This window comes from Aquimonas voraii (assembly GCF_900101825.1).
GTDB lineage: Bacteria > Pseudomonadota > Gammaproteobacteria > Xanthomonadales > Xanthomonadaceae > Aquimonas > Aquimonas voraii.
In genome coordinates, this window is record NZ_FNAG01000002.1 from 92,439 (window position 1) to 118,496 (window position 26,058).

19 protein-coding genes and 1 pseudogene are annotated in these 26,058 nt (G+C 69.3%); 8 read left to right on the forward strand and 12 right to left on the reverse strand.

All coding sequences use genetic code 11. The features are described 5' to 3' along the window. Positions 1-96: 96 nt before the first annotated feature. The 5 genes and pseudogenes from BLP83_RS19210 to BLP83_RS05130 all read right to left on the reverse strand — a co-directional run. Positions 97-2,901 (reverse strand): annotated as a pseudogene (locus BLP83_RS19210) (methyl-accepting chemotaxis protein); the annotation flags it as partial. Positions 2,902-3,305: 404 nt separating this feature from the next. Beyond that, positions 3,306-4,280, reverse strand: coding sequence for a 5-oxoprolinase subunit C family protein (locus BLP83_RS05115; RefSeq protein ID WP_091239688.1), 975 nt, complete (start codon positions 4,278-4,280; stop codon positions 3,306-3,308). Further along, complete coding sequence (pxpB, locus tag BLP83_RS05120) at positions 4,277-4,993, reverse strand: 5-oxoprolinase subunit PxpB (protein ID WP_091239690.1); 717 nt, start codon at positions 4,991-4,993, stop codon at positions 4,277-4,279. The genes BLP83_RS05115 and pxpB overlap by 4 nt, the downstream gene beginning before the upstream one ends. Then, positions 4,986-5,420 carry an HIT domain-containing protein gene (locus BLP83_RS05125; protein ID WP_091239692.1) on the reverse strand — a complete coding sequence of 145 codons (435 nt, stop codon included), beginning with the start codon at positions 5,418-5,420 and terminating at the stop codon, positions 4,986-4,988. Before BLP83_RS05125 ends, pxpB begins: the two co-directional genes overlap by 8 nt. After that, complete coding sequence (locus BLP83_RS05130; protein WP_091239695.1) at positions 5,417-6,079, reverse strand: dienelactone hydrolase family protein; 663 nt, start codon at positions 6,077-6,079, stop codon at positions 5,417-5,419. Before BLP83_RS05130 ends, BLP83_RS05125 begins: the two co-directional genes overlap by 4 nt. Positions 6,080-6,345: 266 nt before the next feature. On the opposite strand from BLP83_RS05130, the gene pyk reads away from it, so the two are divergent. After that, positions 6,346-7,815, forward strand: a complete 1,470-nt coding sequence (pyk, locus tag BLP83_RS05135) for a pyruvate kinase (protein ID WP_091239698.1) — start codon at positions 6,346-6,348, stop codon at positions 7,813-7,815. Between the two features lie 91 nt (positions 7,816-7,906). Then, a complete protein-coding gene (locus tag BLP83_RS05140) occupies positions 7,907-9,130 on the forward strand; it encodes a M61 metallopeptidase family protein (RefSeq protein WP_091239699.1) in 1,224 nt (407 codons plus the stop codon). Positions 9,131-9,303: 173 nt separating this feature from the next. Here BLP83_RS05140 and arsC read toward each other — a convergent pair whose 3' ends face one another. The 4 genes from arsC to pdhA all read right to left on the reverse strand — a co-directional run bounded on the left by arsC (position 9,304) and on the right by pdhA (position 13,729). After that, positions 9,304-9,651, reverse strand: coding sequence for an arsenate reductase (glutaredoxin) (gene arsC / locus BLP83_RS05145; protein WP_091239702.1), 348 nt, complete (start codon positions 9,649-9,651; stop codon positions 9,304-9,306). Between the two features lie 238 nt (positions 9,652-9,889). After that, the gene (locus BLP83_RS05150) at positions 9,890-11,359 is read right to left on the reverse strand and encodes a dihydrolipoamide acetyltransferase family protein (protein WP_091239704.1); all 1,470 of its coding nucleotides are present in this window, start codon (positions 11,357-11,359) and stop codon (positions 9,890-9,892) included. Positions 11,360-11,669: 310 nt separating this feature from the next. Next, on the reverse strand, positions 11,670-12,656 hold the full coding sequence (locus BLP83_RS05155) for an alpha-ketoacid dehydrogenase subunit beta (protein ID WP_091239706.1): 987 nt from the start codon (positions 12,654-12,656) through the stop codon (positions 11,670-11,672). After that, positions 12,653-13,729: a pyruvate dehydrogenase (acetyl-transferring) E1 component subunit alpha gene (pdhA, locus tag BLP83_RS05160; protein ID WP_091239709.1), complete on the reverse strand. Its 1,077-nt coding sequence runs from the start codon at positions 13,727-13,729 to the stop codon at positions 12,653-12,655. Before pdhA ends, BLP83_RS05155 begins: the two co-directional genes overlap by 4 nt. A 235-nt stretch (positions 13,730-13,964) precedes the next feature. On the opposite strand from pdhA, the gene BLP83_RS05165 reads away from it, so the two are divergent. The 6 genes from BLP83_RS05165 to BLP83_RS05190 all read left to right on the forward strand — a co-directional run bounded on the left by BLP83_RS05165 (position 13,965) and on the right by BLP83_RS05190 (position 23,670). Then, positions 13,965-14,819 carry a tryptophan 2,3-dioxygenase gene (locus BLP83_RS05165; RefSeq protein WP_091239712.1) on the forward strand — a complete coding sequence of 285 codons (855 nt, stop codon included), beginning with the start codon at positions 13,965-13,967 and terminating at the stop codon, positions 14,817-14,819. 38 nt (positions 14,820-14,857) lie between these two features. Then, complete coding sequence (locus BLP83_RS05170; protein WP_091239714.1) at positions 14,858-16,456, forward strand: AbgT family transporter; 1,599 nt, start codon at positions 14,858-14,860, stop codon at positions 16,454-16,456. 27 nt (positions 16,457-16,483) lie between these two features. Continuing rightward, on the forward strand, positions 16,484-17,149 hold the full coding sequence (locus tag BLP83_RS05175; RefSeq protein WP_091239717.1) for an energy-coupling factor ABC transporter permease: 666 nt from the start codon (positions 16,484-16,486) through the stop codon (positions 17,147-17,149). A 185-nt stretch (positions 17,150-17,334) separates the two neighbouring features. Then, a complete protein-coding gene (locus BLP83_RS05180; RefSeq protein WP_091239720.1) occupies positions 17,335-18,849 on the forward strand; it encodes a peptide MFS transporter in 1,515 nt (504 codons plus the stop codon). Between the two features lie 130 nt (positions 18,850-18,979). Beyond that, on the forward strand, positions 18,980-20,467 hold the full coding sequence (gene putP, locus BLP83_RS05185; protein ID WP_091239722.1) for a sodium/proline symporter PutP: 1,488 nt from the start codon (positions 18,980-18,982) through the stop codon (positions 20,465-20,467). Between the two features lie 236 nt (positions 20,468-20,703). Continuing rightward, on the forward strand, positions 20,704-23,670 hold the full coding sequence (locus tag BLP83_RS05190; RefSeq protein ID WP_091239724.1) for a methyl-accepting chemotaxis protein: 2,967 nt from the start codon (positions 20,704-20,706) through the stop codon (positions 23,668-23,670). Between the two features lie 197 nt (positions 23,671-23,867). On the opposite strand, the gene rlmM is transcribed toward BLP83_RS05190, so the two are convergent. The 3 genes from rlmM to BLP83_RS05205 are packed head-to-tail and all read right to left on the reverse strand — an operon-like array spanning position 23,868 to position 26,058. After that, positions 23,868-24,977 (reverse strand): 23S rRNA (cytidine(2498)-2'-O)-methyltransferase RlmM, encoded by a 1,110-nt coding sequence (rlmM, locus tag BLP83_RS05195; protein WP_091239727.1) that lies wholly within the window; start codon positions 24,975-24,977, stop codon positions 23,868-23,870. After that, entirely contained in the window at positions 24,977-25,537 is a 561-nt protein-coding gene (locus BLP83_RS05200; RefSeq protein WP_091239728.1) for a nucleoside deaminase, read from the reverse strand. The genes rlmM and BLP83_RS05200 overlap by 1 nt, the downstream gene beginning before the upstream one ends. 8 nt (positions 25,538-25,545) lie before the next feature. After that, entirely contained in the window at positions 25,546-26,058 is a 513-nt protein-coding gene (locus tag BLP83_RS05205; protein WP_091239731.1) for a hypothetical protein, read from the reverse strand.

Sequence of the window (26,058 nt, forward strand, 5' to 3'; positions counted from 1 at the left end):
GCGCACTGCCCGGCCTTGGCCAGGCCAGGCTATGGAAAGACAGCGTCCTGCCGATGCGCGCGATCAGGTCTGGGCAAAGACGAAGCGGTCGGCGATTTCACTCAGGCGCTGGGTTTCCGAACTCAGGGCCTCAGCCGCGGCGGCGACTTCTTCGACCAGGGCAGCATTGGCCTGGGTGGCCTGATCCATCTGGGTGACCGCACGGTTGACCTCGGTGATGCCGCGCGCCTGTTCGGCGGCGGCCGCGCTGATCTCGGCGACGATGCCGGCCACGCGCTGCGAGGAGTTGACGATTTCGTCCATCCGGCTGCCCGCCTGCTGCACCAGCAGGGAGCCGGATTCGATCTTGCTCGCGGTGTCGTTGATCAGGGTGGCGATTTCCTTGGCGGCATTGGCCGAGCGCTGGGCCAGCGCGCGCACCTCGCTGGCGACGACGGCGAAGCCGCGGCCCTGTTCGCCGGCGCGGGCGGCTTCCACCGCGGCGTTGAGCGCCAGGATGTTGGTCTGGAAGGCGATGCCGTCGATGGTCGAGATGATGTCCGCCATCTGGCGGGAGGCCGCCTCGATGCCCTGCATCGTCGCCACCACCTGGGCGACGACCTTGCCGCCGTCCTCCGCGACGGCCGTGGCCCGGCTGGCCAGCGCATTGGCCTGCTGGGCGTTGTCGGCGGTGTGTTTGACCGTGGAGGTGATTTCCTCAAGCGCCGAGGCGGTCTCCTCGATGCTGGCGGCGGCCTGCTCGGTGCGCTGCGAGAGATCGGCATTGCCCTGCGAGATCTCGCCCGCGGACACATCGATCTGCCGCACCGCGGCCTGGATGTCGCCGATCACCGAGGACAGGGCTTCGGAGGTGCGGTTGACGTTGGCATTGATCTCGCCGAATTTGCCCAGCAGCACCGCATTCGAGCGCACGCCCAGTCGACCTTCAGCGAGCGCCTCCATCACCACTTCGACCTGCGACAGCGCCTGGTCGGTAGTGCCGATCAGGTTGTTGACGATTTCGGCCAGCTCGACGAAACGCTCGTCGTTCACGGCCACCTCGACCCGCGCGTTGAGGAAGCCGGCGGCGGCACGCTGCACGATGTTGCGAAGACCGTGGCGGAAGTTCGATTCCGCGGTTCGGTCCAGCCATTCCAGGGCGGTGCCGATGCGCTTGCCCTCGGCATCGAACACCGGATTCGCGAACAGCTCGAACACGCGGCTGCCCACGCGAATGCGCCCGAAGTGCGTGTGCTTGAGATCGGCGATGATCCCGCGCTGCTTGCGGGGATCCTTGTGGAACTGATCGAAATTCGAGCCCAGCACCTTGCTGGCGGCGAAGCCGGGCAGGTGGGCGGCGATCTCCTGCTCGGCATCGCCCAGTGTCTTCGACACCGCTTGGTTCATGTAGACGATGACGCCCTCGTCATCGGCCACCATCATGCCGCCGGAGGCGACATCGAGTGCCGCGCGGATGCGCGCGTTCTCCGCGGCGACCTTGGCCTCGCGCTCGATGCGCTCCTTCAGCTCGCGCTGCATGGTGTCGAGCGATCGGACGAGATCGCTGACCTCGTCCTGGCCGTGGGCGACGAGCCGGTTGTCCAGCTGCAGGCGGGCGATGCGGGCTGCGGCCTGCTGCGCATTCAGGATCGGACGCACGATACGTCGGGCGAACAGGCCGCTGGCGAATGCGGCGATCACCGCCACCGCCAGCACCGCCAGGCCCACCAGCCAGACCAGCCGCCGCGCCGCCGCGTAGGCGCTGTCGGTGTCGTAGGTGGCGAGGATGGCCCAGTCCAGCGCCGGGCCGACGCTGACGCGACGTCCGCTGACCAGGGCCTCGCGGCCGTCCAGGGTTTCGCCCAAGCCGCTGAAGTCCTGACCGGAGAGCACGCTTTCGATGGCCGCCTTTTGCAGGCGCGACGACTCGGGCTGGGCGAAATGGCTGGCGACCGTGAAGCGGGCGTCGCCGAGACGCGAGTCGGAGCGCAGCAGCCGGTCGGGACCGACAAGAAACACATCCTGGCCCTCGCGCAGGCCGGCGGAATCCGAGACGATTTCGGAAATGCGCTTCAGGCTGATCTGCACGATGACCACGCCGATGGCCGTACCGCCGTCGAGAACGGGGCTGGCCAGGAACATCGCCGGCGATTCGTAGCTGGGCCCGTAGGGCGCGTAGTCGTCCACCGCGATCGCGCCGGGCTGATCGAGTGCCAGCCCGGCCCGCGCCACCCGCGCCAGACCGGTGTCGCGCCAGGGGCCGTTGAACAGGTTGGTCGCGTAGTCCAGCTCCTTGAACACGCTGTAGACCACGTTGCCTTCGGTGTCGACGAGGAAGATGTCGTAGTACTCGCTGCGCTGCTGGTGCGAGCGGTAGATCGGGTGGTAGAGGGCGTGGGTCTGGCCGTAGTCGGTGCTGCCCGGCAGGGCGATCATGCCGTCCTTCTGACCCAGCGGTGCGGGGTTGTTGGCGATGAAGAGCTTCTGCAGCTCGGCCGCGGCCGGCGGCAGCGCGGCCGCAAACGCCGTGCCCTCGGGGCCGGCACTCTGGTTGGTCTCGCGATAGGCGGCCCCGAAGACCTGGTCGACGAAGCCGGCGACGGCCGCACGCGCCTCGACCGTGGCTGTGTCGAGATCGGCGTTCGCACCCAGCTCCTGCTCGAGAAAGGTCTGGAAGCCGGCGGTGAACGCGGGCAGGGCCTGTCGGCTCATCTGGCTCTCGGCCAGGGCCATGACGTCGCGGCGCACGGAATCGAGATAAGCGGCGATCTTTGAACCCTTGAGCCCGGCCTGCGAGTCCAGCGTGTTGGCGGCCGATTTCTCAAGCAGGCTGCGGCTCTGCTGACTGGCGAAAACGCCCAGCAGGACCAGCGGCAGCAGGCTGATCAGCAGCGTGAACAGGATCAGGCGATTGCGAAGCATGTTCTCTCCCGTGAGTGCGGGCGCCGAATTGATCCTCGCCCCTGTTGGGGACAGGACGTGTGCAAAACGTGTGCGCGTTCAGGAGGACAATCGGCTGGCGCTGCGGGGGCGTCCGCAGCGGGTCCGCTGCGCGGGCCGTGGGTTGGCCGGCATGGGCCATGCGCAGGGCTTCAACCAGGACGCACCAAGGTTCTCGCGCGGGCGATCGGAGAGCCTGCTGGCCGCCCGCCAGCGTCCTCAAGCCATGGCCATCAGCGGAGAGGGATGGACCAGGAGGGGCACAGACCGCGTCCGCGGCGCCCGGCCCAGGACCGAGGTCGCTGGCAGCCTGCGGGCCCGGCAGGCACGCTCCATCGTCCTACCGCGGTCGCCACAAGCGCCGCGGCCGGTGGGGGCCCGCGGGCCTACTCGCCCATGACCTGCTGTGCCGCCAGGCGCAGCTTCTGCAGGTGACGCTCCATCTGCCGCAGCCGGTCGATCGCGGTCTCGGGGCTGGCGGGCAAGAAACGCAGGGTCTCGCCGGGGGCGAGCTGGGCCAGGCGCGGCAGGTCGGCGCGGGCGACGTGGCCGATGCGCGGGTAGCCGCCAACGGTCTGCGCGTCGGCCAGCAGCAGGATGGGGCCGCCCTCCGGCGGCAGCTGCAGGGTGCCGGGCACCACCGGCTCGGACAGGCCGGGCGCGGGCTCGGCGAGTTCCAGCGCCGGGCCTTCCAGCCGCAGGCCCATGCGGTTCGAGCGCGCCGACACGCGCCAGGCGGTTTCGTGCAGCAGGTCGGTGTCGGCGAGCGTGTCGCGGCCCGGCAGCAGCAGGGCTTCGGCGGGCTGGTCGAGTTCCAGCACCGGGGCCGGGTTGGCCCACCAGCGCGCCATGCGCACGCCGATGTCGGCGCGCGGCCAGCTGCGGCCGGCCAAGCTCATGCCGCGCAGGCGCAGGCGGTCGCCTTCCTGCAGGGGGCGGCCGGCCAGCGCCGGAAAGCCCGAGCCCGGCAGGCAGCCGCGCCCGCCGAGCACCGCCGGCACATCAAGGCCGCCGGCGAAGGCGAGGTAGCCGCGCGCACCGCGCTGCACGCGGCCGATGCGCAGTTCGCTGCCGGCGCCGAGCCGCAGCGGCCGCCACATCGGCAGCGCGAGTTCGTTGACCTCGACCTCGAAGCGGCCGCCGCAGATCGCGATCACCACGTCGTGGGCGAAGCGCAGGCAGGGGCCGGTCAGGGTGAACTCCAGCGCGGCGGCCTCGTCAGGGTTGCCGACCAGGGCATTGGCGGCGCGCAGACTGAAGGTATCGAGCGCGCCGCCCACGGGTACGCCGATCGCGCGCTGGCCCGGGCGGCCCAGGTCCTGCACCGTGCTCATCAGGCCGGGCTTCAGCACCTCGATCATGCGTCGACCTCGCGCTGCAGGCGCTTGAAGTCGGCCGGCGAGATCGCCACGAAGCGCACGCGGTCGCCGGGTTTGAGCAGGCTGGGCGGGTTGCGGCGGGCGTCGAACAGGGCCTCGGGCGTGCGCCCGATCAGGCGCCATCCGCCGGGGCTTTCCTGCGGGTAGATGCCGGTCTGCGCGCCGCCGATGCCGACCGCGCCGGCACGTACCTGCGGTCGCGGGGTGGCGAGTCGCGGCATGCCGAGCTTCGGGTCCATGCCCAGCAGGTAGGGAAAGCCCGGCAGGAAGCCGATCATCGCCACCGTGTACTCGGGCCGGGTGTGCAGGGCGATGACCTCGCTTTCGCTCAGGCTCGCGTGCGCGGCGACATCGGTCAGGTCGGGCCCGTAGTCGCCGCCGTAGCAGACCGGGATCTCGATGGGCCGCAGCGGCAGCGGCAATGGGCGCGAGTGGGCCGGATCGTGCTCGCGCAGGCGGCCGCGCACCCAGGCGGCGACGCTGTCCAGATCGGTGCGCAGCGGGTCGAAATGCACAGCCAGCGCGCTGTAGGACGGCACCAGATCCACAACGCCTTCTGCCGGCTGCTGGGCCAGCAGGCCGGTGAGCCGCTGCACGGCGGCGCTGAGGCCGGCGTCAAGGGCGTCGCCAAAGCGCAGCAGCAGGGCGGCCTCGCCCAGCGGCTCGAACTGCGGCTTGAGCCGGCGCTCAGTCATCGACGGGCTCGCGGGTGTCGTGCAGGGCCTGGCGCAGCCGAGCGATCAGGGCTTGCGCGGCGGCGGGCGCATAGGGCTGGCGCGCGCCGCTGCCCCAGACCGGGCCGGGCCAGGCGACATCGTCGGGCTGGCGTGCCACCAGGTGCAGGTGCAATTGCTGGACGATGTTGCCGAGCGCGCCAAGGTTGAGCTTGTGCGGAGCGGCGACCGCGCCGAGCGCGCGCGCGGCGTGGTTGAGCTCGATCAGCAGCTCGGCCTGGTCGAAGGCCGACAACTCGAAGACCTCGCGCAGGCCCGCCCGGCGCGGCACCAGCAGCAGCCAGGGAAAGCGCTGGTCGTCCATCAGTCGCAGGCTGCACAGACCCAGTTCGGCAATGGGCAGGCTGTCGGCCTCAAGCCGCGGGTCGAGCTGGAAGGAAGCGCTCATGCCAGGTGGGAAGCGAGGAAGTCCTGGGCCACTTGCAGGGCGCGTGCCGCGGATGGTGCATGAAAGTCGACGCGCTGCTCGCAGTTGAAGCCGTGGCCGGCGTCGAACAGCTCGATGCGCGCCTCGGGCAGGGCCTTTCGATGGGCCTCCACCGCCTCCGGCGGGATCAGCGGATCGTGCGCGCCGAAGAGCAGCAGCAGCGGCGCCTGCGGGCGCTCGTGCAGGAAGGGCAGGGTGCGTCCGCCGTAGTAGCTCACCGCCGGCAGGCCCAGCCGGGTGCAGCAGAGAAAGGCGATGCTGCCGCCGATGCAGAAACCCAGCGCGCCGACCTTCAGCCCGCCGGCGCGCAGCACCTCGGCGGCGGCCGCACAGGCGGCGACGCAGCGGTCGAAGCCGACCTCGGCCATGTGGGCGCGACCGCGGGCCACGCCCTCGGCGGTGTAGTCGAGCTCGACCTCGGGCTCGACGAAGTCGATCAGCTGCGGCGCGATCACTGCGTAGCCCAGGCCTGCCCACTGCTCGGCCACCGCGCGGATGTGCCGGTTCACGCCGAAGATCTCCTGGATCAGCACCAGCCCCGCGCGTGGCGCGCCCGCGGGCTCGGCCAGCTGCGCGCCGATGCGTCCGTAGTGGGTTTCAAGATCGATGCGTCGGGTCATGGCGGTGTTCGCAGGGCAGGGCGAAAGGTGGGGGACGATGCTGCCATGCGGCGGCCCTGTGCTGCGTCTGCCGCTTCGGATACGCCGTCTATAACGGTCGCACTGGTCTTTCAGAGGACCGTTGGATTGCGCCAGAACCGGCCGTTTTTGCGGCAGTGCGGGAGATTGGTCTGCCTGTGGTCTGGGTTTTATTCGTATGCAGTACGGCGCGCGACGGGTCGCGCTGGCTACACTCGCGGCTTCCTCCAACGTCATGCCGATCCCTCATGAGCGCGCCTGCCTTTCGCCGCACCAAAATCCTCGCCACCCTGGGCCCCGCCACCGATGCAGCCGGTGTGCTGGAGGCTGTGCTGTTGGCGGGCGTCAACGTGGTGCGGCTGAACTTTTCGCACGGGACCGCCGAGCACCATGCCGCCCGCGCCGAGGCCGTGCGTACAGCGGCAGCCAAACTGGGGCGCGAGATCGGCATCCTTGCGGATCTTGGCGGCCCCAAGATCCGGGTCGAGCGTTTCGCCGCCGGCAAGGTCCAACTGAAGGCGGGCGACGCCTTCGTGCTCGACTGCCGCGCCGATGCGCCGGCGGGGGACGCGACCCGGGTCGGCGTGAGCTACCTCGGCCTGGTCAACGATGTCCACGCCGGCGACACCTTGCTCTTGGACGATGGCCTGATCGCGCTGATGGTCGAAGCGGTCGAGGGCTGTGAGATCCGGACCCGCGTGCTGACCGACGGTCCGCTGTCCGATCGCAAGGGCCTCAACCGACTGGGCGGTGGCCTCTCGCTGGGGGCGCTGACCGACAAGGATCGCGCCGACATCAAGCACGCTGCCGCGCTGGGCGTGGACTTCATCGCCGTCAGCTTCTGCCGCACCGCCGCCGACATCGAAGAGGCCCGCAGGCTTGCGCGCGAGGCCGGCAGCAGCGCGCAGATGGTGGCCAAGATCGAGCGCGCGGAAGCCATCGAGAATTTGCGCGAGATCGTCGACGCCAGCGACGTGGTGATGGTGGCGCGCGGCGATCTCGGCGTGGAGATCGGCGACGCCGAGCTGCCGGGCCTGCAGAAGAAAATCATCCGCGAAGCCCTGGACCGCGGCCGGGTGGTGATCACCGCCACCCAGATGCTGCAGTCGATGGTCGACAACCCGATCCCGACCCGCGCCGAAGTGCTGGACGTGGCCAACTCGGTCATCGACGGCACCGATGCGGTGATGCTCTCGGCCGAGACCGCCAGCGGCGCGCATCCTGAGAAGGCCGTGCAGGCGATGGAGCGTATCTGCCTGGGCGCCGAGCGCCAGTTCCAGATGGACACCGATTTCGAGGCCGCACCGCGCAACCTGGTGCATGTCGACCAGGCGATCGCGATGAGCGCGATGTTCCTGGCCGAACACATCCAGCTGCGCGCGATCGTCGCGCTGACCGAATCGGGCGGCACCGCGCGCCACCTGTCGCGCTTCCGCAGCTCGGTGCCGATCTATGCGCTCTCGCGCCACGCCGGTGCGCGTCGGCGCATGGGCCTGATGCGCGATGTCTACCCCATCGACTTCGACAGCGCCGGGCTGTCGCCGCGCAAGGCTGCGCGCGCCGCGGTCGGGCACCTGCACGCACTGGGCCTGCTTGCCACCGGCGACCGCGTGGTGATCACCAGCGGCGACCACATGGAACAGCTCGGCGCCACCAACACCTTGCGCCTGCTGCGAGTGGGCGAGGGCGGCGAAGCCGAAGGCCTGGGCGAGCTGTAGCCGCTTCCCGCACCTGCGATGCGGCCGTTCGGCCGCGATTCGCGGGCGGCGTGCTAGGGTCGGCGCCCCTTCATCGCGTGGTTCGCCCAGCATGCTCGCTCGCCTCCTGACCGCCCTGGTGCTGCTCGCTTCCGGCGCTGGGCTCGCCCTCGCCGAAGACCGCCATTTCGAGATCGAGTACCGCGTGCGATTCCTGCCCGACGAGGGCGTGGCCGCGGTGACCCTCGACTACACGCCGGGCGAAGGCCGCATCCGTGGCCTCGACTTCGCCATGCCCGATGACCGCTACAGCGGCTTCGGCGGCGACGGCGAAATCGAGCGCAAGGACGATCGCCTGGTCTGGACCCCGCCGGCCAAGGGCGGCGAGCTGCGCTGGCGCTACACCATCGACAAGCGCCGCCGCAGCGGCGGCTACGACGCGCGCATCACCGACGACTGGGCACTGCTGCGCGGCGACCACCTGGTGCCTTCGGCGCGCGCGCGGCTCACCCGTGACGCGCGGGCGCGCGCCACGCTCCGCTTCGAGCTGCCGACTGGTTGGGTGGGCGTCGACACGCCCTTCAAGCGCCGCGGCGAGGCCCCGGTGTTCGACATCGACGACGACGACCGCCGCTTCCAGCGCCCGGTGGGCTGGATGATCGCCGGCGACATCGGCATCCGTCGCGACTTCATCGGCGACATGGAAACCGCGGTGGCCGCACCCAAGGGCGATCCCATGCGCCGCAACGAATACCTCGCCTTCCTCAACCTGGTGGCCGGCGAGATGGAGGCCGCGTTCGGCCCGCTGCCCGAGAAGGTGCTGATCGTCGGCGCCGGCGATCCGATGTGGCGCGGCGGCCTGTCCGGGCCGCGCTCGCTGTACCTGCACTCCGATCGTCCGCTGATCAGCGAGAACGGCACCAGCACGCTCGTGCATGAGATGGTGCACGTGATTTCGCGGGTGCGCGGTGCCGCCGGCGACGACTGGATCGCCGAGGGTTTCGCCGAGTTCTACTCGATCGAGATGATGCGCCGTGTCGGGCTCTTGAACGAGGCGCGCGCACGCAAGGCCTTCGAGTGGATGCGCAACCACGGCCGCCGCGTCACCACGCTCAAATCCGATCGCAGCCATGGTCCGCGCACCGCGCGCGCCGTCGCCCTGTTCGTCGACCTCGATCGCGAAGTGCAGCGACTGACCAAGGATCGCCACGATATCGACGATGTCTCGCGCCTCCTGGTCGGGCGCGGCCGTATCAGCCTGGACGAGCTGCGTGAGGCCTTCGAGGAGGTCACCGGAGCGCCTTCGGAGGTGTTGGACTCGCCGCTGCTGCGCTAGCCGCCGGACGATTGGCCGTGCTCGTAGCGAGACGGGCACCCGTCCGGGCCACCGCCCGGAGAGCGTTCGCGCAGTCGACTCTCCGGAGGCGGCAGGGCGCGTGAGCTGTCGCCAGCGCCCTCACGATCCACGCAGGGGCGGTCGGGCGCGTGGGTCACCGCGCGTTCGCGGCCTCAGTCGAGCAGTTCGAGCACCCGCTCGGGCGGACGCGCGACCAGCGCGCGGCCATCGCGCACCGCGATGGGACGTTCCAGCAGGGCAGGGTGCTCGGCAAGCAGCGCGATCCAGGCGGCGCGGCTGCGTGCATCCCCGGCGGCCAGCCCCAGCGATTTCGCCAACTCGTCCTTGAAGCGGATCACCGCCTGCGGCGGCAGGTCGAGCTGGATCAACAGATGTTCAAGCTCTGACGCCGAAAGCGGCGCCTGCAGGTACTCGCGCACTTCGACCGCCACGCCCCGCTCCTTGAGCAGGGCCAGCGCCTCGCGCGATTTGCTGCAGCGGGGGTTGTGGATGAGGAGCATGGGATTCGGGATTCGGGGTTCGTAAGAGCGAGGCTGGCGCTGCGGGCATCGCTCTGAGCTGCGGTTCTGGGCGGACGTTTGCGGTGGGCGCGAGCATGCTCGCGATCCGATTCAAGGGCCGGTACGAGGTCTGCAGGACTTTGGACACAACTTGAGAGGGAGGAAGCATCCGCTTGCACCGCGAGTAGAGGCGGAGACGCTCTGCCCGAATCCCGAATCCCGAATCCTGCTGCCGGACTCAGCCCGGCAGCGCCAGATCGTCCAGCACCGCGCGCAGGAAGCGTGCGGCTTCGCCGCCCGTCGCCGCACGGTGGTCGAAGGTCAGGCTCAGCGGAATGATCCTGTGCGTTTCGATGCCGCCCATCACGGGGACGACCTGATGCCGGCCGCGGCCGGCGGCCAGGATGGCAACGCAGGGCGGCACGATCACCGGCGTCGCGTACTTGCCGGCAAACATGCCGAAGTTGCTCAGCGAGATCGTGTAGCCGGACAGCTCGGAGGAGGGGATGCTGCGATCCATGACCTGCGCACGCAGGCGGTCCACCGACTGGCGGATGCCGGCGGCGTCCAGCACGTCGGCGTTGCGCAGGGCCGGCACGAACAGGCCGTCGTCGGTGTCGACCGCGATGCCGATGTCCACATGCGGATGCAGGGTGCGGGTGAGGTTCTCACCGTCGAACCAGGCGTTCAGCGCCGGAACGGTCTTGCAGGCGCGGACGATGGCGCGGATCAGGCGCACGGTGATGTCGTTGCCGGGCGTCCAGGCGTGGATGTCGGCGTCGTCGGTCAGCGTGGTCGGCACCACCTGCGCGTGGGCCGCGGCCATCACCCGCGCCATGTTGCGGCGGACGCCCTTCAGCTGCTCGGGCTGGCCGGTGGCGGCCACTGCAGACGGCGGCCGCGTCGCCATGGGTTTGCCGGAAGCGGACACGGGCGTGCGGATGATCTGGGCTTGGGGCGGTGCTGCGTGCGCGCTGGCCGACGGCTGGACAGGGCCGGGACCCTCGGGCGAGCGCGGGGAGGGTGAGACGGTCTGGGGGTTCGTCCGCGCCGACGCCGGCGCACTGCCCTCGGCCGCGGCGCGCTTGACGTCGTCCATCGAGACCACGCCTTCGGGCCCGGTGGCGCGCACGCGGCTCAAGTCGACGCCGAGCTTCTTGGCCAGCGCGCGCACGGCGGGCATGGCGCGCACGCCGCCGACGCTGACGGCGGCCTCGCTGCGCACCTGGTCGCTGACCTGCATGGCGCCGACCACGGTGCCGGCGTCGGCGCGCTCGGTCTTGGCGGGCGCGGTGGAGCTCGTTTCGGTTGCGACGGGCGTGGCATTGCCGGAGGTCGAACGCGCTGATGCGCTGGCGTTGGCGGGCGATGCGCTCGCTTCGGCAGAAGGAGCCGATTGCGAAGCGGGCGCGTGGTGATGCCCGTGCCCGGTGTCCTGCGCATCGGCGCGCTGCGGCAGGCTGGGATCGATCTGGAACTCGGCCAGCACCGCGCCGGTGTTGATGACGTCGCCCGGGCCGCCGGCCAGCTTCAGCACGGTGCCGGAGCAGGGCGCCGGCACCTCGACCACCGCCTTGGCGGTTTCCATCGACACCAGCGGCTCATCGAGCTTGATGACATCGCCGACCTTGACGAACCACTCGACGATGGTGGCGTCAGGCAGGCCTTCGCCCAAATCGGGCAGGTGGAAGGATTTGTTCGAACTCATTGCGGACTCCAGCGCGCGCGGCGCGTCGTGGGGTGGAAATCGGGCGGCGCTGTGTCGTCAGCGCGGCGCCTAGGGGGCTGCTTTTCTCCCCTCCCCCCTCGTGGGGGAGGGGTCGGGGGAGAGGGGGAAGCTTGCGGCGAGTGTTGTCCCCCCTCTCCCCAACCCCTCTCCCACGAGGGGAGAGGGGCTCAGTTGTGGCGAGCGTTGCGGTGGCGGCGCCCGCAGTTGCGCCGTTTCCGCACAGCGCAAAGCCGGTGGCGCATGAATGCAGCAATTCACCGGGCTGCACCGATACGCCGTGCTGCGCCGATCAGCCGTACTGCATCGCCCTGCGCGCGGCCGCCAGGATCTTCTCCACGCTCGGCAGGAACTTCATTTCCAGCCTGAACAATGGAATGTGGGTGTCGTAGCCGGTGACGCGCTCGACCGGCGCCTTCAAGTCGAACATCGACTGCTCGGCCAGGCGCGCCGCGATCTCGGCGCCGAAGCCGGCGGTTTTCGCGGCCTCGTGCACGATCACACAGCGGCCCGTCTTGGCCACCGATTCGGCGATGGTGTCGAAGTCCAGGGGTTTAAGCGTGGCGACGTCGATCACCTCGGCGCTGATGCCCTCGCGCGCCAGCGCCTCGGCGGCTTCCAGCGTCTCCTTGACCTGGGCGCCCCAGCTCACCAGGGTGATGTCCGAGCCGTCGCGCAGCACGAAGCACACGTCGAGCGGCAGGGCTTCGCCGTCGTCGGGCACCTCCTCCTTGTACTGGCGATAGATGCGCTTGGGCTCCAGGTAGATCACCGGATCGGGGTCGCGGATCGCCGCCAGCAGCAGACCGTAGGCCCGCTGCGGGCTGCTCGGCATCACCACGCGCAGGCCCGGTACGTTGGTGAACATCGACTCGTTGGCTTCGCTGTGGTGCTCGGGCGCGCGGATGCCGCCGCCCCAGGGCACGCGCAGCACCATCGGGCAGTGCAGGCGACCGCGGGTGCGATTGCGGAAGCGCGCGGCGTGGCAGATCAGGTGGTCGAGCATGGGGTAGACGAAGCCGTCGAACTGCACCTCGGCGACCGGCTTCATGCCCTGCGTGGCCAAGCCGACGGTCAGGCCGGCGATGGTGGTCTCATCCAGCGGCGTGTCCAGCACCTTGTCGGCGCCGAAGCGCTGCTGCAGGCCGGCGGTGGCGCGGAACACGCCGCCGTTGACGCCGACGTCCTCGCCCAGCACCAGCACGCTCGGGTCGTGCTGGATCTCGTAGGCCAGGGCCTGGGTGATCGCTTCGATCAGGGTGATCGCTTGGCTGCTCATCGGCCACGGCCCTCCCACTGCAGGGCGTCTGCGCGCTGGGCGGCGAGATCGGCGGGCAGCTCGGCGTAGAGGTAGTCGAACATGGCTTCCACCGGCTGGCTGCGGGTTTCGAGGTAGGCGTTGACCTCGACGTCGACCTCGGCGTCGCAGGCGCGCTTCCACTCGGCCTCCTGCGCGTCGTCCCACAGGCCCTTCGATGTGAGCCAGCTGCGCAGCCGCAGGAAGGGCTCGCGCGCCCAGCCGGCCTTCACTTCTTCCTCGCCGCGGTAGCGGCGCGCGTCGTCGGCGGTGGTGTGGTCGGACAGGCGGTAGGTGACCAGTTCCAGCACCGTTCCGCCTTCGCCGCTGCGGGCGCGTTCCAGCGCGCGGCGCATGGCCTCGAAGACGGCGATGACGTCGTTGCCGTCGACCTGCAGGCTGTAGAGGCCGCCGGCCAGGCCTTTCTGGGCCAAGGTCTGGGCGCCGGTCTGCGCCGAGCGCGGCACCGAGATCGCCCACTGGTTGTTGACGATGCACAGCACGAAGGGCAAGCCGTAGGCACCTGCCGAGTTGATCGCGGCATAGGTGTCGGACTTCGAGCTGCCGCCGTCGCCCACGCAGGCCACCGCCACGCGCGCTTCGCCGCGCAGCTTGAAGGCCAGCGCCGCACCGGCCGCATGCAGGCACTGGGTGCCGATCGGCACGCACCAGGGGTAGTCGTGCTTCGGCCCGGCGAAATCATTGCCGCGCTCGTCGCCGCCCCAGTACATCAGCACGTCGCGCGGGCGCACGCCGCGCATGAACTGCGCGCCGTACTCGCGATACGAGGGCGCGAACACGTCCTCGTGCCGCATGGCCGCGCCGATGCCGACATGCGCGGCCTCGTGGCCGAGGCAGCTGGCATAGGTGCCGAGCTTGCCGGTGCGCTGCAGGGCCACGGCCTTGGTGTCGAAGCTGCGCACGCGCAGCATCTGCTTGAACAGCTCCAGCACCGGCCGGCCGTCGCCGACAAAGTCCGGAAGCGGGGCCACCTCGCGTCCCTCGGGGTCGAGGAACTGCAGGTGTTCGATGGAAAACTGCGCGACGGTGCTCATGCGCGTGCGGCGTCCATGCAGGGGCGAAAGAAGTTGCACAGGAAACGATTTTGCTGCGCCGCGGGCAAGGTGCACTGCCGCAAAACGCTGCGGAACGGTCGCTTCACGCAAGCCTGACGCGCGATTCCGCCAGCTTTGCGCAAGAACCTTCGTCTGCGGCAGGGGCGCGCCCTGAGGTATGGTTGCGCCCCTTGGTGCGCCACGGCAGGCGCAGCCGCGGCCGGGGAGGCCCGACTTGAGCACCGACACGAACCAGCGCGCGCTGGAGGCGGGGATCACCCGCGACCTGAAGGATCGCCTCAGCTACGGCGGCTACCTGCAGCTCGATACCCTGCTGTCGGCGCAGCAGCCGGTGTCGCAGGCCGGCAACCACGACGAGCTGCTGTTCATCATCCAGCACCAGGTGTCCGAGCTGTGGATGAAGCTGATCATCCACGAGCTGCGTCTCGCCATTGCCCATCTGCAGCGTGACGAACTGGGCCCGGTGCAGAAGATCCTGGCGCGGGTCAAACAGGTGCAGCGCCAGCTGTTCGAGCAGTGGTCGGTGCTGGAGACGCTCACCCCTTCGGAGTACCTGGGCTTCCGCGACGACCTGGGCCCCTCCTCGGGCTTCCAGTCGCACCAGTACCGTCTGATCGAGTTCATGCTCGGCAACAAGAACGCCGAGATGCTCGACGTGTTCGAGCACGCGCCGGCGATTCGCGCCGAGCTTTCCGAAGCGCTCGCCGCACCCAGCCTCTACGACGAGTTCCTGCGCCATCTGGCGCGCTGCGGTCACGCGGTGCCGTCCTCCTGCGTGGAGCGCGACTTCCGCGAGACGCATACCCGCGAGCCGGGCCTCATCCCGGTGTTCAAACGCATCTACGAGGACACCGACACGCACTGGGCAGCCTATGCCCTGTGCGAGCAGCTGGTCGATGTCGAGGAGAGCTTCCAGCTCTGGCGCTTCCGCCACATGAAGACGGTGGAACGCATCATCGGCTACCGTCGCGGCACCGGCGGCAGCTCGGGCGTGGGCTTCCTGAAACAGGCCCTGGAGCTGACCTTCTTCCCTGAACTGCTGGATGTACGCACCGTGCTGGGGCGTTGATCCGAACGCTTCCATTTGATTGACCCGAGGAGATCCGAATGACCCCAACCACTGGACTTCAAGCCCCGCGCGGGGCGCTTGCACGCGCGCTCGACGTCGTCGAACGCGTCGGCAACAAGCTGCCTGATCCGGCGGTGCTGTTCCTGCTGCTGATGTTCGTGGTGTGGGTGGTGAGCTGGTTGCTGTCGGGCGTGAGCTTCAGCGAGGTCGATCCGCGCAGCGGTCAGCCGATCGTGGTCAAGAGCCTGCTCGACGGCAGCGCCCTGACCAGCTTCATGGCGACCATGGTCAACACCTTCGTCACCTTCCATCCGCTGGGCGTGGTGCTGGTGGCGATGCTGGGCCTGGGCGTGGCCGAGCACACCGGCTTCATCAATGCCGGCCTGCGCAAGATCCTCGGCTTCACCCCGCGCATGCTGCTGACGCCGGTGCTGATCGCGGTCGGCGTGCTCAGCCATATCGCGGTGGATGCGGGCTACGTGCTGGTGATCCCGCTGGGCGCGGTGATCTTCTACGCCGCCGGCCGTCATCCGCTGGCCGGTATCGCGGCCGCCTTCGCCGGCGTGTCGGGTGGCTTCTCGGCGACCTTCTTCGTGCCTTCGAGCCTCGATCCGCTGCTCGCCGGCATCACCCAGGTCGCGGCGCGCATCACCGATCCGACTGTCGAGATCAATCCGCTCAACAACTACATCTTCACCACGGCCTCGACCTTCCTGATCGTGCTGCTCGGCTGGTTCCTCACCGACAAGGTGATCGAGCCGCGCCTGCAGGCCACCAAGGTCGATGGCGACACCAGCCAGATGCCGACCATGGATGCGCTGCGTCCGGAAGAGAACCGTGGCCTTGGCGCCGCGCTGCTGGCGATGGCCATTGCGATCGGCCTGCTCGCGGTGACCCTGTTCATCGAGGGCACGCCGTGGGCGGCACCGGCCGACCAGGTGCCGGAGGGCAGCCATCCGCTGCTGGTGGGCGCCGCCCCGCTGATGCAGTCGATCGTCGCCCTGATCTTCGTGTTCTTCCTGATTCCCGGCATGGTCTACGGCTACGTGGCGGGCACGGTGAAGACCCATCGCGACATCATCGCCGGCATGAGCAAGGCCATGAGCGGCATGGGCTACTACATCGTCATGGCCTTCTTCTGCGCGCAGTTCATCTACGCCTTCGGCCAGTCGAACATCGGCGTGCTGCTGGCGGTGAAGGGCGCCAATGCGCTCAAGGCGATGGGCCTGCCGCTGGCCATGACCCTGGTCGGCATCATCTTCCTCACCGCCTCGGTCAACCTGCTGGTCGGCTCGGCCTCGGCCAAGTGGGCGCTGATCGGCTCGATCATGGTGCCGATGCTGATGGAGCTGGGCGTATCGCCCGACCTCACCCAGGCGGCCTATCGCGTCGGCGACAGCTCGACCAACATCATCACGCCGCTCTTGCCCTACTTCCCGTTGATCGTGGTGTTCTGCCAGAAATACGTGAAGTCCTCGGGCATCGGCACGCTCGTCGCGCTGATGCTGCCGTACTCGATCAGCCTGCTGGTGGTGTGGACCTGCTTCCTGCTCGGCTTCTGGGCGCTCGACATCCCGCTGGGCATCGGCTCGACCTACGAGTACGTGGCTCCGGCGGCCGCGGGCTCCGCGCAGTAAGCGCGGCCTTCATCCCTAATCCAGCGCATGACCGCCCCCACGCTGCCGACGTTCTTCCACGTCGCGGCGTGGGGGCTGTCGTTTCTGGCGCTGGCGCTGGCCGCGCGCCAGCTGCCCTGGTTCAAGCTGCGCGGCGACAGCGAGGCCCAGCACGTGCTGTTCGCCGCGATCCTCGCGGTCTGCGTGCTGCGCTTCGCGGTGTTCGACCGCATCCCCGGCCTGCACCTGCACTTCCTCGGCGCTGGCATCGTCTGCCTGATGTTCGGCACCGCGTTTGCCCTGTGGGTGATGGGATTGGCCTCGCTGGCCGCGGCGCTGACGCCTGCCGGGGTGTGGCTGGGCCTCGGCCCGGACTTCCTCGCCTGCGGGCTGATCCCGGTGCTGTGCCTGCACTTCGTGCGCGCGCAGGTCGAGCGGCGCTTCGCCGGCAACCCCTTCGTCTACGTCTTCCTGATCGCCTTCTTCGGCGCGGGTGCGGCCGTGCTGCTCGGGCAGTTGTTCAAGGCTGCGGTCACAGCGGCGCTGGTGGAAGGCGCGGCGCGCGATGCGGCGATGGGGTATGTCGTCTCGGCGCCGCTGATGGTGTTCGGCGAGGCCTTCCTCACCGGCGGTGCGCTGGCCCTGATGGTGGCCTACCGACCGCAATGGGTGGCCAGCTTCGAGGACGCGCGCTGGCTGCAGAAGCCCGACTGAGGCACCCCGCTGTCAAGGTTTGACGGCGACTGCATGCGGCGCTCACCATGCGCCGGCTTTGGTGCCGGCGTAGACCGGCCCATGCATACGGCGCGCGGGGGCGCGACGGGTTCGGCTGGCGGAGTCTGCCAGCGGTTCCGGGGGTGGCCGCCGCGTCGCGAAGTCTCACTACAGGGAGAACATGGATGAGCGCTGCGTCTGACAAGGCGAATGGTTTCGTGCCGCCGCCGCCGGGCGAGTTCCTAGGGCACCCGAATGCCCTCTGGAACCTGTTCGGCACCGAATTCTGGGAACGCTTCATGTACTACGGCATGCGCGCCATGCTGGCGGTGCATGTCGCGGCCGCCTTCTTCGCGCACCTGGGTGACGGCGCGCGCGCGCAGGCCAGCCTGACCTACGGCGGCTTCACCGCGCTCGTCTACATGACCGGCATCCTGGGCGGCTTCGTCGCCGACCGCATCCTTGGCTACCAGCGTTCGATCATGCTGGGCGGCGCGATGATGGCCGTTGGCAGCTACATGCTGATGGCGCCCGACCTCACCACCTTCGTGCTCGGTCTCGCCGTGATCGTGGTCGGCAACGGCCTGTTCAAGCCGAACATCTCGACCATGGTCGGCAAGCTCTACGCGCCGGGCGATGCGCGCTGCGATTCGGGCTTCACCATCTTCTACATGGGCATCAATGCCGGCGCGCTGGTGGCGCCGATCGTCTGCGCCTCGCTGATCGGCCAGAAGTTCGGCTACCGCTGGGGCTTCTTCGCCGCCGGCACCGGCATGATCCTCGGCCTGATGATGTTCCAGCTGCTGAAGTCGTGGCTGGGCCATGTCGGCACCGCACCGGCCGGCAAAGAGGGTGCGAAGCCGGTCGTGCAGGTGCTGCTGGCGGCCATCGTGCTGGTGGTGCCGGTCTACTTCCTGCTGAGCCAGAGCGAGATCCTGGGCGGCCTGCTGATCGCGCTGATGCTGGGGCTGTCGGCCTACTTCGTGATCAGCGGCGTGCGCAGCGGCAGCAAGCAGCAGCTGCACCGCTACATCGCCATGCTGATCCTGTTCGCGGCCAACATCCTGTTCTGGGCCCTGTTCGAGCAGGCCGGCTCCTCGCTGAACTTCCTGGCCCAGGATTTCGTTCGCATGCCGGACGTATCGATCTTCGGCTGGACGCCGACCTTCGAGATCTTCCAGTCCGTCAACCCGATTTTCATCATCCTGCTCGCGCCCTTCTTCGCCGCGATGTGGGTCAAGCTCGACCGCGCCGACTGGAATCCGTCCATCCCGCGCAAGTTCGCCTACGGCCTGGCCGGTGCGGCGATCGGTTTCTACGTGCTGGTGTTCGCCATCCAGAACTTCGTCGGTGAGGACGGCAAGATCAGCTGGATCTGGCTGACCTTGACCTACCTCATCCACACCATGGGCGAGCTCTGTGTGTCGCCGATCGGCCTGGCCATGGTGACCAAGCTGGCCCTGCCGAAGGAGACCGGCCTCGCCATGGGCGGCTGGTTCCTGTCGATTGCGATGGCCAACTACGTGGCCGGCCGCATCGCCGCGATCGCCTCGGGTGGCACCGGCGGCGAAGAGGCCGCCAGCTCGCTGCTGCAGTACGGCGCCACCTTCAACCAGCTGTTCCTGATCGGCATCGGCATCGCTGTGCTGTTCTTCCTCGCCGCGCCTCTGATCAACCGCCTGATGCACGGCGTGAAGTAAGTCGCGCATCGCGTCAATCCGCAAAGGGCGCCCGCGTGGCGCCCTTTGCATGTGCGCAGCCGGGCCTTCCTGCAGGTTCGCGGCGCGCGTCCGGCGCGTAGGCTGCCGCCATCACCGTGGGGGAACACGCATGACCGCAAGCACGCCGCTGCTCGTCACCTTTGCCGCCTACCTGCTGCTGATGGTCGGCATCGGGCTGTGGGCCTATCGCCGCACGCACAGCCTGGACGACTACATCCTCGGCGGGCGCTCGCTGGGCAGCTATGTCACCGCACTGGCGGCGGGCGCATCGGACATGAGCGGCTGGCTGATGATGGGCCTGCCGGGCGCGCTCTACCTCACCGGCGTGTCCGAGGCCTGGATCGCGATCGGCCTGATCGTCGGCGCCTGGTGCAACTGGAAGTACGTGGCCGGGCCGCTGCGCGTCTACACCGAGCGCACGCGCAATGCGCTGACCCTGCCGGACTACTTCACCCACCGCTTCGAGGATTCGCGGCGCGTGCTGCGCGTGTTGTCGGCGCTGGTGATCCTGGTGTTCTTCGCCATCTACTGCGCCTCCGGTGTGGTCGCCGGCGCGCGCCTGTTCGAGAGCATGTTCGGCCTGCCGTACGCGCAGGCGCTGTGGTGGGGCGCGGCCGTCACCATCGCCTACACCCTCGTCGGCGGCTTCCTCGCGGTGAGCTGGACCGATACCGTGCAGGCGACCCTGATGATCTTCGCCCTGCTGCTGGTGCCAAGCGTGGTGATCGTCAGCAGCGGCGGGATCGGCGACTCGCTGGCCCTGATCGAACAGCTCGACCCCAAGCGCCTCGAATGGATCGGTGCCGGCGGCCTCGTCGCCGTGGTCTCGACCCTCGCCTGGGGCCTCGGCTACTTCGGCCAGCCACACATTCTGTCGCGCTTCATGGCGGCTGACAGCCTCGCCACCATTCCGCGCGCGCGCCGCATCGGCATGGTGTGGATGGTGCTGTGCCTGTTCGGCGCGATGGCCACCGGCGGGTTCGGCATCGCCTGGTTCGCCGCGCATCCCGAGCAGGCGGCGGCGGTCAACGCCAACCCCGAGCGGGTGTTCATCGTGCTGGCCGAGCGGCTGTTCAACCCGTGGATCGCCGGCGTGCTGCTCTCGGCCATCCTCGCCGCGATCATGAGCACGCTCTCGGCCCAGCTGCTGGTCTGCTCCAGCGCGCTGACCGAGGACTTCTACCGCGGCCTGCTGCGGCCGCACGCCGGCCAGCGCGAACTGGTCTGGGTGGGTCGCCTCACCGTGTTGATCGTCGCGCTGCTGGCGCTGTGGATCGCGCGTGATCCGGCCAGTCGCGTGCTCGGTCTCGTCGCTTACGCCTGGGCTGGCTTCGGCGCGGCTTTCGGCCCGGTCGTGCTGATCTCGCTGTACTGGCAGCGCATGAACTTCGCCGGCGCGCTGGCCGGCATGCTCGGCGGCGCGCTCACCGTGGTGCTGTGGAAACAGACCGGCAGCGCCCTCTACGAGATGGTGCCCGGCGTGATCGTCTCGACCGTGCTGGTCTACGTGGTCAGCCTGCTCACCGCCGCGCCCTCGCAGGCGGTGCAGGCGATCCACCAGCAGGTGCGGCAGACCCTGCGCGAGCAGGGCTGCTGAGGCGGGACTGGCGTCCGTCCGTCGACGCCACCCCCGGCGAATCGCCGAGTCTGTCCGTCGCGCACGGCCAGGAAGCCTGTCAGGAAAACGTCACATCTCCGTGCAGCGAAGCGTTTGCCACTTGGCACGCGAGCGGGTCTCGGCCGCGATGGCCGGGTGGGTATCGGCATGGGTTATGCATCCCGGTGCCAGGGCCGGTGCAGGGGCGTCGGCCGAAATCGCACGTCGAGGGATACATGCCACTGGCACTTCGCTGGAATTCGCTGCGCTTCAAACTGGGTTTGCTGGGTCTGCTGGCCGTCATCGCGGTGCTGTTGCCCGTCTCCGTGCTGCTGGAATCGGTCGGAGACGACATTGAGGTTTCCCGCTACGAGTTGTCGGGCATCGCGCCACTGGACCAGGGCTTGCGTCTGGTGGCCGCGCTGCAGGACGAGCGCGGGCGCGCTGCGGCCGGTGATGCGGCGGCGCTGCCTGAAGTCTCGCGAGCGGTCGATGCCCAGCTGGAGGAGCTGGTTCGCGGCCTGACCGAGCGCCCGGATTTCAATGCCAGCACCGAGGCCGCCCTTGCTTTGCAGCGCCAGCGCGCGGAGACGAGGCCGAGTGCGGGCGACAGCGCGGGCGAGGCGTTCGCGCGTGGCAGTCGCGGTGTCGATGGGGCCCTCGCGCTGCTCGATACCCTGCGCGATGAGTCCGCGTACTCGTACACGCCGTACCCGGAGAGCTATCACCTGATGCTCGCCGTGCTGACCCACCTGCCGGAGTACCGTGAGGGTCTGGCACGCGCGCAGGTGGCGGGTGCCCTCTGGCTACAGGATGCACAGACCGCCCTCGCGCAGGGCGCGCTGCTGCCGCCATCGTCGTATGGGGTCGATCTGGCGATGGGGCGGGCCAGGCAGTCGTACGAGACCTTGCTGCGCGAGTTGGCCAAGGCGGAGGGATTGAATCCCACGACCGGCGAAGCGCTCAGGGGCTTGCGCGCGCGCATAGGCGAAACCTGGACAGCGGCGGAAACGCTCTTCCAGGGAGGCTGGCGTGGCGGCGCCGAGGTCCAGGCTGAAGGCTGGGCCCAGACCTTCAGTCAAGCCATCGCCGCGGGTGACCAGGGCAAGGAAGCCGCGCTGGCCCAGCTCGCGGCCCTCTCGCAGGCGCAGATGGAAGCCTCGCAGCGCAGTCTGTACGTCAGCGCTGGCGTGGCCGTCGGTTTGATCCTGGTGCTGGGCGCGCTGTTGTGGCGACGCATCGGCCAGATCGTTGGCACCGCCGAGTTCACCGCCCAGCTGGCCGGGCGGATCGCCGAAGGCAGGCTGGACAACGTGATCCGCCCGATTCCCATGGATGAGTTGGGCGAGCTGGTGCAGGCGCTTTCGCGCATGCAGGCTGAACTGAAGACGCGCATCGACAGCGAGCGCGCGCTCGCCGCCGAGAACCTGCGCGTGCGCATGGCGCTCGACTCGGCCAGCATCGGCGTGATGATCGCCGATGCCGAGGGCCGCATCGTCTACGTCAATCCCTCGGTACTGAAGGTGCTCAGCGAGGCCCGCGATGAACTGCGCAAGCGCCTGCCCGACTTCGATCCGGCCAGGGTGCTGGGCTCGAATTTCGACATCTTCCACCGTGACCCTGCCCACAACCGCCAGCTGATCGGCGGCCTCGTCCAGCGCCATGTCTCGCGCATCTCGGTCGGCAAGGCGCACTTCGCGCTCAGCGCCAACCCGATCTTCAGCGAGGACGGAACGCGCGTCGGCACCGCGCTGGAATGGCAGGACCGCACGGCCGCCGCCAACTTCAACACCGAGCTGCGGCGCGTGGTGCAGGCGGCGCAGGCCGGCGATCTTGGCGTGCGCATGGACGAGGCCGGCTACGACGATCGCTTCGTCGAGGTGGCGCGCACCATCAACGGCCTCGTCGAGGTGGTCTCGACCTCGATCGAAACGGTGCAGGCTGTGCTGGCGGGGCTCGCCGATGGTGATCTGAGCGAGCGCGTCGATGCCGAATTGAAGGGCCTGTTCGGCCAGCTCAAGCGTGACACCAACACCAGCGTCGAGCGCTTGAGTGAAATGGTCGGCAACATCCGCCAGGCGGTGGCGGCGATGAACACCGCGGCGGCCGAGATCGCTTCGGGCAACAGTGATCTCTCCACCCGTACCGAGCAGGCGGCGGCCAATCTGGAGGAAACCGCTGCCGCGATGGAGGAGCTCACGTCCACGGTGCGGCAGACCGCCGAAAACGCGCAGCAGGCCAACCGTATGGCCCGCGAGGCCGCCGAGGTCGCGCGCAGCGGCGGCGACAGCGTCGTTGGTCTCGTGCGCACCATGGCCGAGATCGAGGCCGCTTCGCGCAAGGTCTCGGACATCATCAGCGTGATCGACGGCATCGCCTTCCAGACCAATATCCTTGCGCTCAATGCTGCGGTCGAGGCCGCGCGCGCCGGTGAACAGGGCCGCGGTTTCGCGGTGGTGGCGGGCGAGGTGCGTGCCCTGGCACAGCGCTCCGCCGCCGCGGCCAAGGAAATCTCGACCCTGATCCGCGAATCGGTCGATGCGGTCAACCACGGTGCCGAGCAGGTCGAAGGCACCCGCCGCACCATCGAGGGCATCGTCCATGCCGCAGGCCAGGTGGCGACCCTCGTGGCTGAGATCAGCAGCGCCACCGCCGAACAGATCCAGGGCATCGACCAGGTCAATCTGAGCCTGAACGAGCTGGATCAGATGACCCAGCAGAACGCTGCGCTGGTCGAAGAGGTATCGGCTGCGGCGCATGGCCTCGACGACCAGGCCAACGAACTCAGCACGGTCATGACCCGCTTCCGCCTCGATCGGCGCATGGTCGCCGATGATGCGCTCGGCCTCGACTTCGAGGCGATGATCCGCGGCCACCGGAGCTGGAAGAAGCGGCTGATGAGCGACCTCAACGGCCACGGCGACCCCATCGATCCGGCCACAGCCTGCGTCGACAACGCCTGTCCGTTGGGCAAGTGGATCTATTCCGACGGGCGCGCTCGCTACGGACAGCTGCCCGAGCTGGAATCCCTGCGCCTGCAGCACGCGCGCTTCCACAGCTGCGCCGGCGAGATTGCGACCCACATCCGCCAAGGGCGGCAGGACGAGGCCGAGCGCGTGCTGACCAGCGACCTTGTCGAGCGCACCACCGAAACCGTGGCCGCCATCCGCAGCCTGAAACGCGCAGCCGCGCGCACGCTCTGAGACGCGCAAGGGCGGGCCTGCGCGTTCGGTGCGCGGGCCCGCATCAACGGCGGCCGCTCGCGCTGGACCCGCGGACGGACCGCCTCGGCGCTGCTGCATCGCGTGGTGCCCGCAGATTGGTGCTGGCGGGCGGGGCCGTCGAGACCACTCGTGTCCGCGCTCGCGCCGGCGGCTGCGCGCGAACGCCCGGCGCGCCCTCAACCGGGAACCGCGGCGACCGTGATCTCTTCGCGGTCGTGGTAGAGCTGGCGTGCGCGCAGTTCGAGGTTCAGGCCGGCCTGCTTGAGACGCGCATCGAGTGCGTCCATCTGCTCGCGCACTTCCTGCCAGCGCTTCTTCATCGGCAGCTTCAGGTTGAAGATGGCGCGGCGGGCGTCGCCTTCGACCAGCCAGTCGCCCATCAGCGCGGCGACGCGCTTGGGCTGCTCGACCATGTCGCAGACCAGCCAGTCGATCGGATGCGGCGGCCGCCAGCGGAAGCCGTCCGAGCGCAGGTGCTTGATCAGGCCGGTGCCCATCGCGCTCTCGGCCAGCGGGCCGTTGTCGATGGCAGTGACCGACAGGCCCGCCCGCGCCAGCACCCAGCTCCAGCCGCCGGGCGCGGCGCCGAGATCGACCGCCTGCTGGCCGGCCTTCATCCAGCGCGTGCGCTCGTCGGGGCTGAGCAGGGTGAGCAGGGCCTCTTCCAGCTTCAGCGCCGAGCGGCTGGGCGCATCGTGGGCGAGCTTGAGCCGCGGGATGCCCCCGGTCCACGGTGCCGCGCGTTCGCCCTGGCCGCGCATCGGCGGTGTGTCCTCGGCGTCACCCGCGGCCAGCAGCAGGTGCGTGCCCGACAGCAGCACCACGTGCAGGGTCGGCTTGCGCGGATCGTCCTTGGCGCTCAGGTGTCCCGGCTTGCGCAGGCCGGCGCGCAGGGCGTTGCCAAAGCTGCGCGCCAGGCCCGCCAGATCGCGGCCGACATCGGCATCGGGGTGCTCCATGCTGAGCTGACCGAACACCTGGCCGCTGCCGGCCATCGCTTCCAGCACCGGGCTCAGCCGGTCCTTGGGGTCGAGGTTCTGCAGCTCGGCGAACACCGACAGACGCTGGCGGGCGAAGATCAGCGCGTGCCAGGGCAGGGCGCGGCAGAGCTGCGACTGCGATTCGGCGTCGAGCCCAAGGAAGCGCACATAGCCCGAGTCGCGCTCGGTCTTGGCATAGCCGGCCACGCCGAAGCTGGCCGCACGCTCACTGATCTCGGCCGCGCACTCGGGCTCGAAGCCGGCGCGGCAGGGCAGGTAGAGGCCGGCGTCGCCGAAGGATTTCATCAGTACATGCGCCCGGCGCTGTCGGTGTAGTGCTTGAGCACCGCGCAGGCGTCCTCGCGCAGCAGGTCGCGGCGCACCGTGATGCCGCGCTTCTCGAGTTCACCCTTCCAGTCGCTGGGCAGCGGGCCTTCGTCGAACTGGGTGAGTGTCATGACGTCTTCCGCTCGGGCGCCAATCAACAGCGTGTCGATGCCAGCCCAGAAGGTGGCGCCGTAGCACATGCAGCAGGGCTGCGATGAGGTCGCGAGCGTCACGCCGGGCGCGTCCTCGTTGAGGCGGAAGCGCTGCAGGCGCTGCTGCGCGGTCATGTAGGCCATCATCTCGGCGTGCGCGACCGAGCAGGTGTGCGGCTCGACGCGATTGACGCCGACGGCGACAAGACGATGCTGCGCATCGAAGACGGCCGCGCCGAAGGGGCCGCCGCTGCGCGCATCGACGTTGCGGCGCGACAGCTCGACCGCCAGCCGCATCTTGTCTTCATCGCTGGCGTAGACGCTGCCGGCGGGCGCGAGCGCGTGCACCCAGGCGGGCAGGGTGAGGTGGACTTGGGCGTACAGCATGGGAGGGCTTACTTCAGCTCGCCACCGCCCGGTGCCGCCTCGCATCGACCTTCGATGCAGGCGCAGGCGGTGATGTCTTGGAACCCGCAGATGCTGGAAAGCCCCTGCGCCTCGCAGGCGGCCTTCACTTGCTCGGGGAAGGTTGGCGCCTGCGCGTTGACGCAGGCGGGGTAGTAGCCGCAGCAGTTGCCGACGTTCTTGACCACGCAATCGGCGTCGGTGCTGCAGCGGCGGTCGGGCTCGGCGGGCATCGCCTTGTCAGCGAGGTCGCCGCCCTCAGCAACAGGTGCGGAACAGCCGGCATCGCTGCCGGTGCCGCAGGTGCCGCTGGGGCCGCGGCCGTCTTCGAACTGGAAGGGCGGTTTCGCCGGCTCCTGTCGCCGCGGCGGGGGCGGCGGCGGATCGATGAACGTCACCTCCCACGTCTCCACCTCGGCAGACACTTTGGACTGCGCGGTGGCTTCGGGCGGCGGCTCCGGAATGGGCAGGCAGCCCGACAGCGCCAGGGCCGCCAGCAGCAA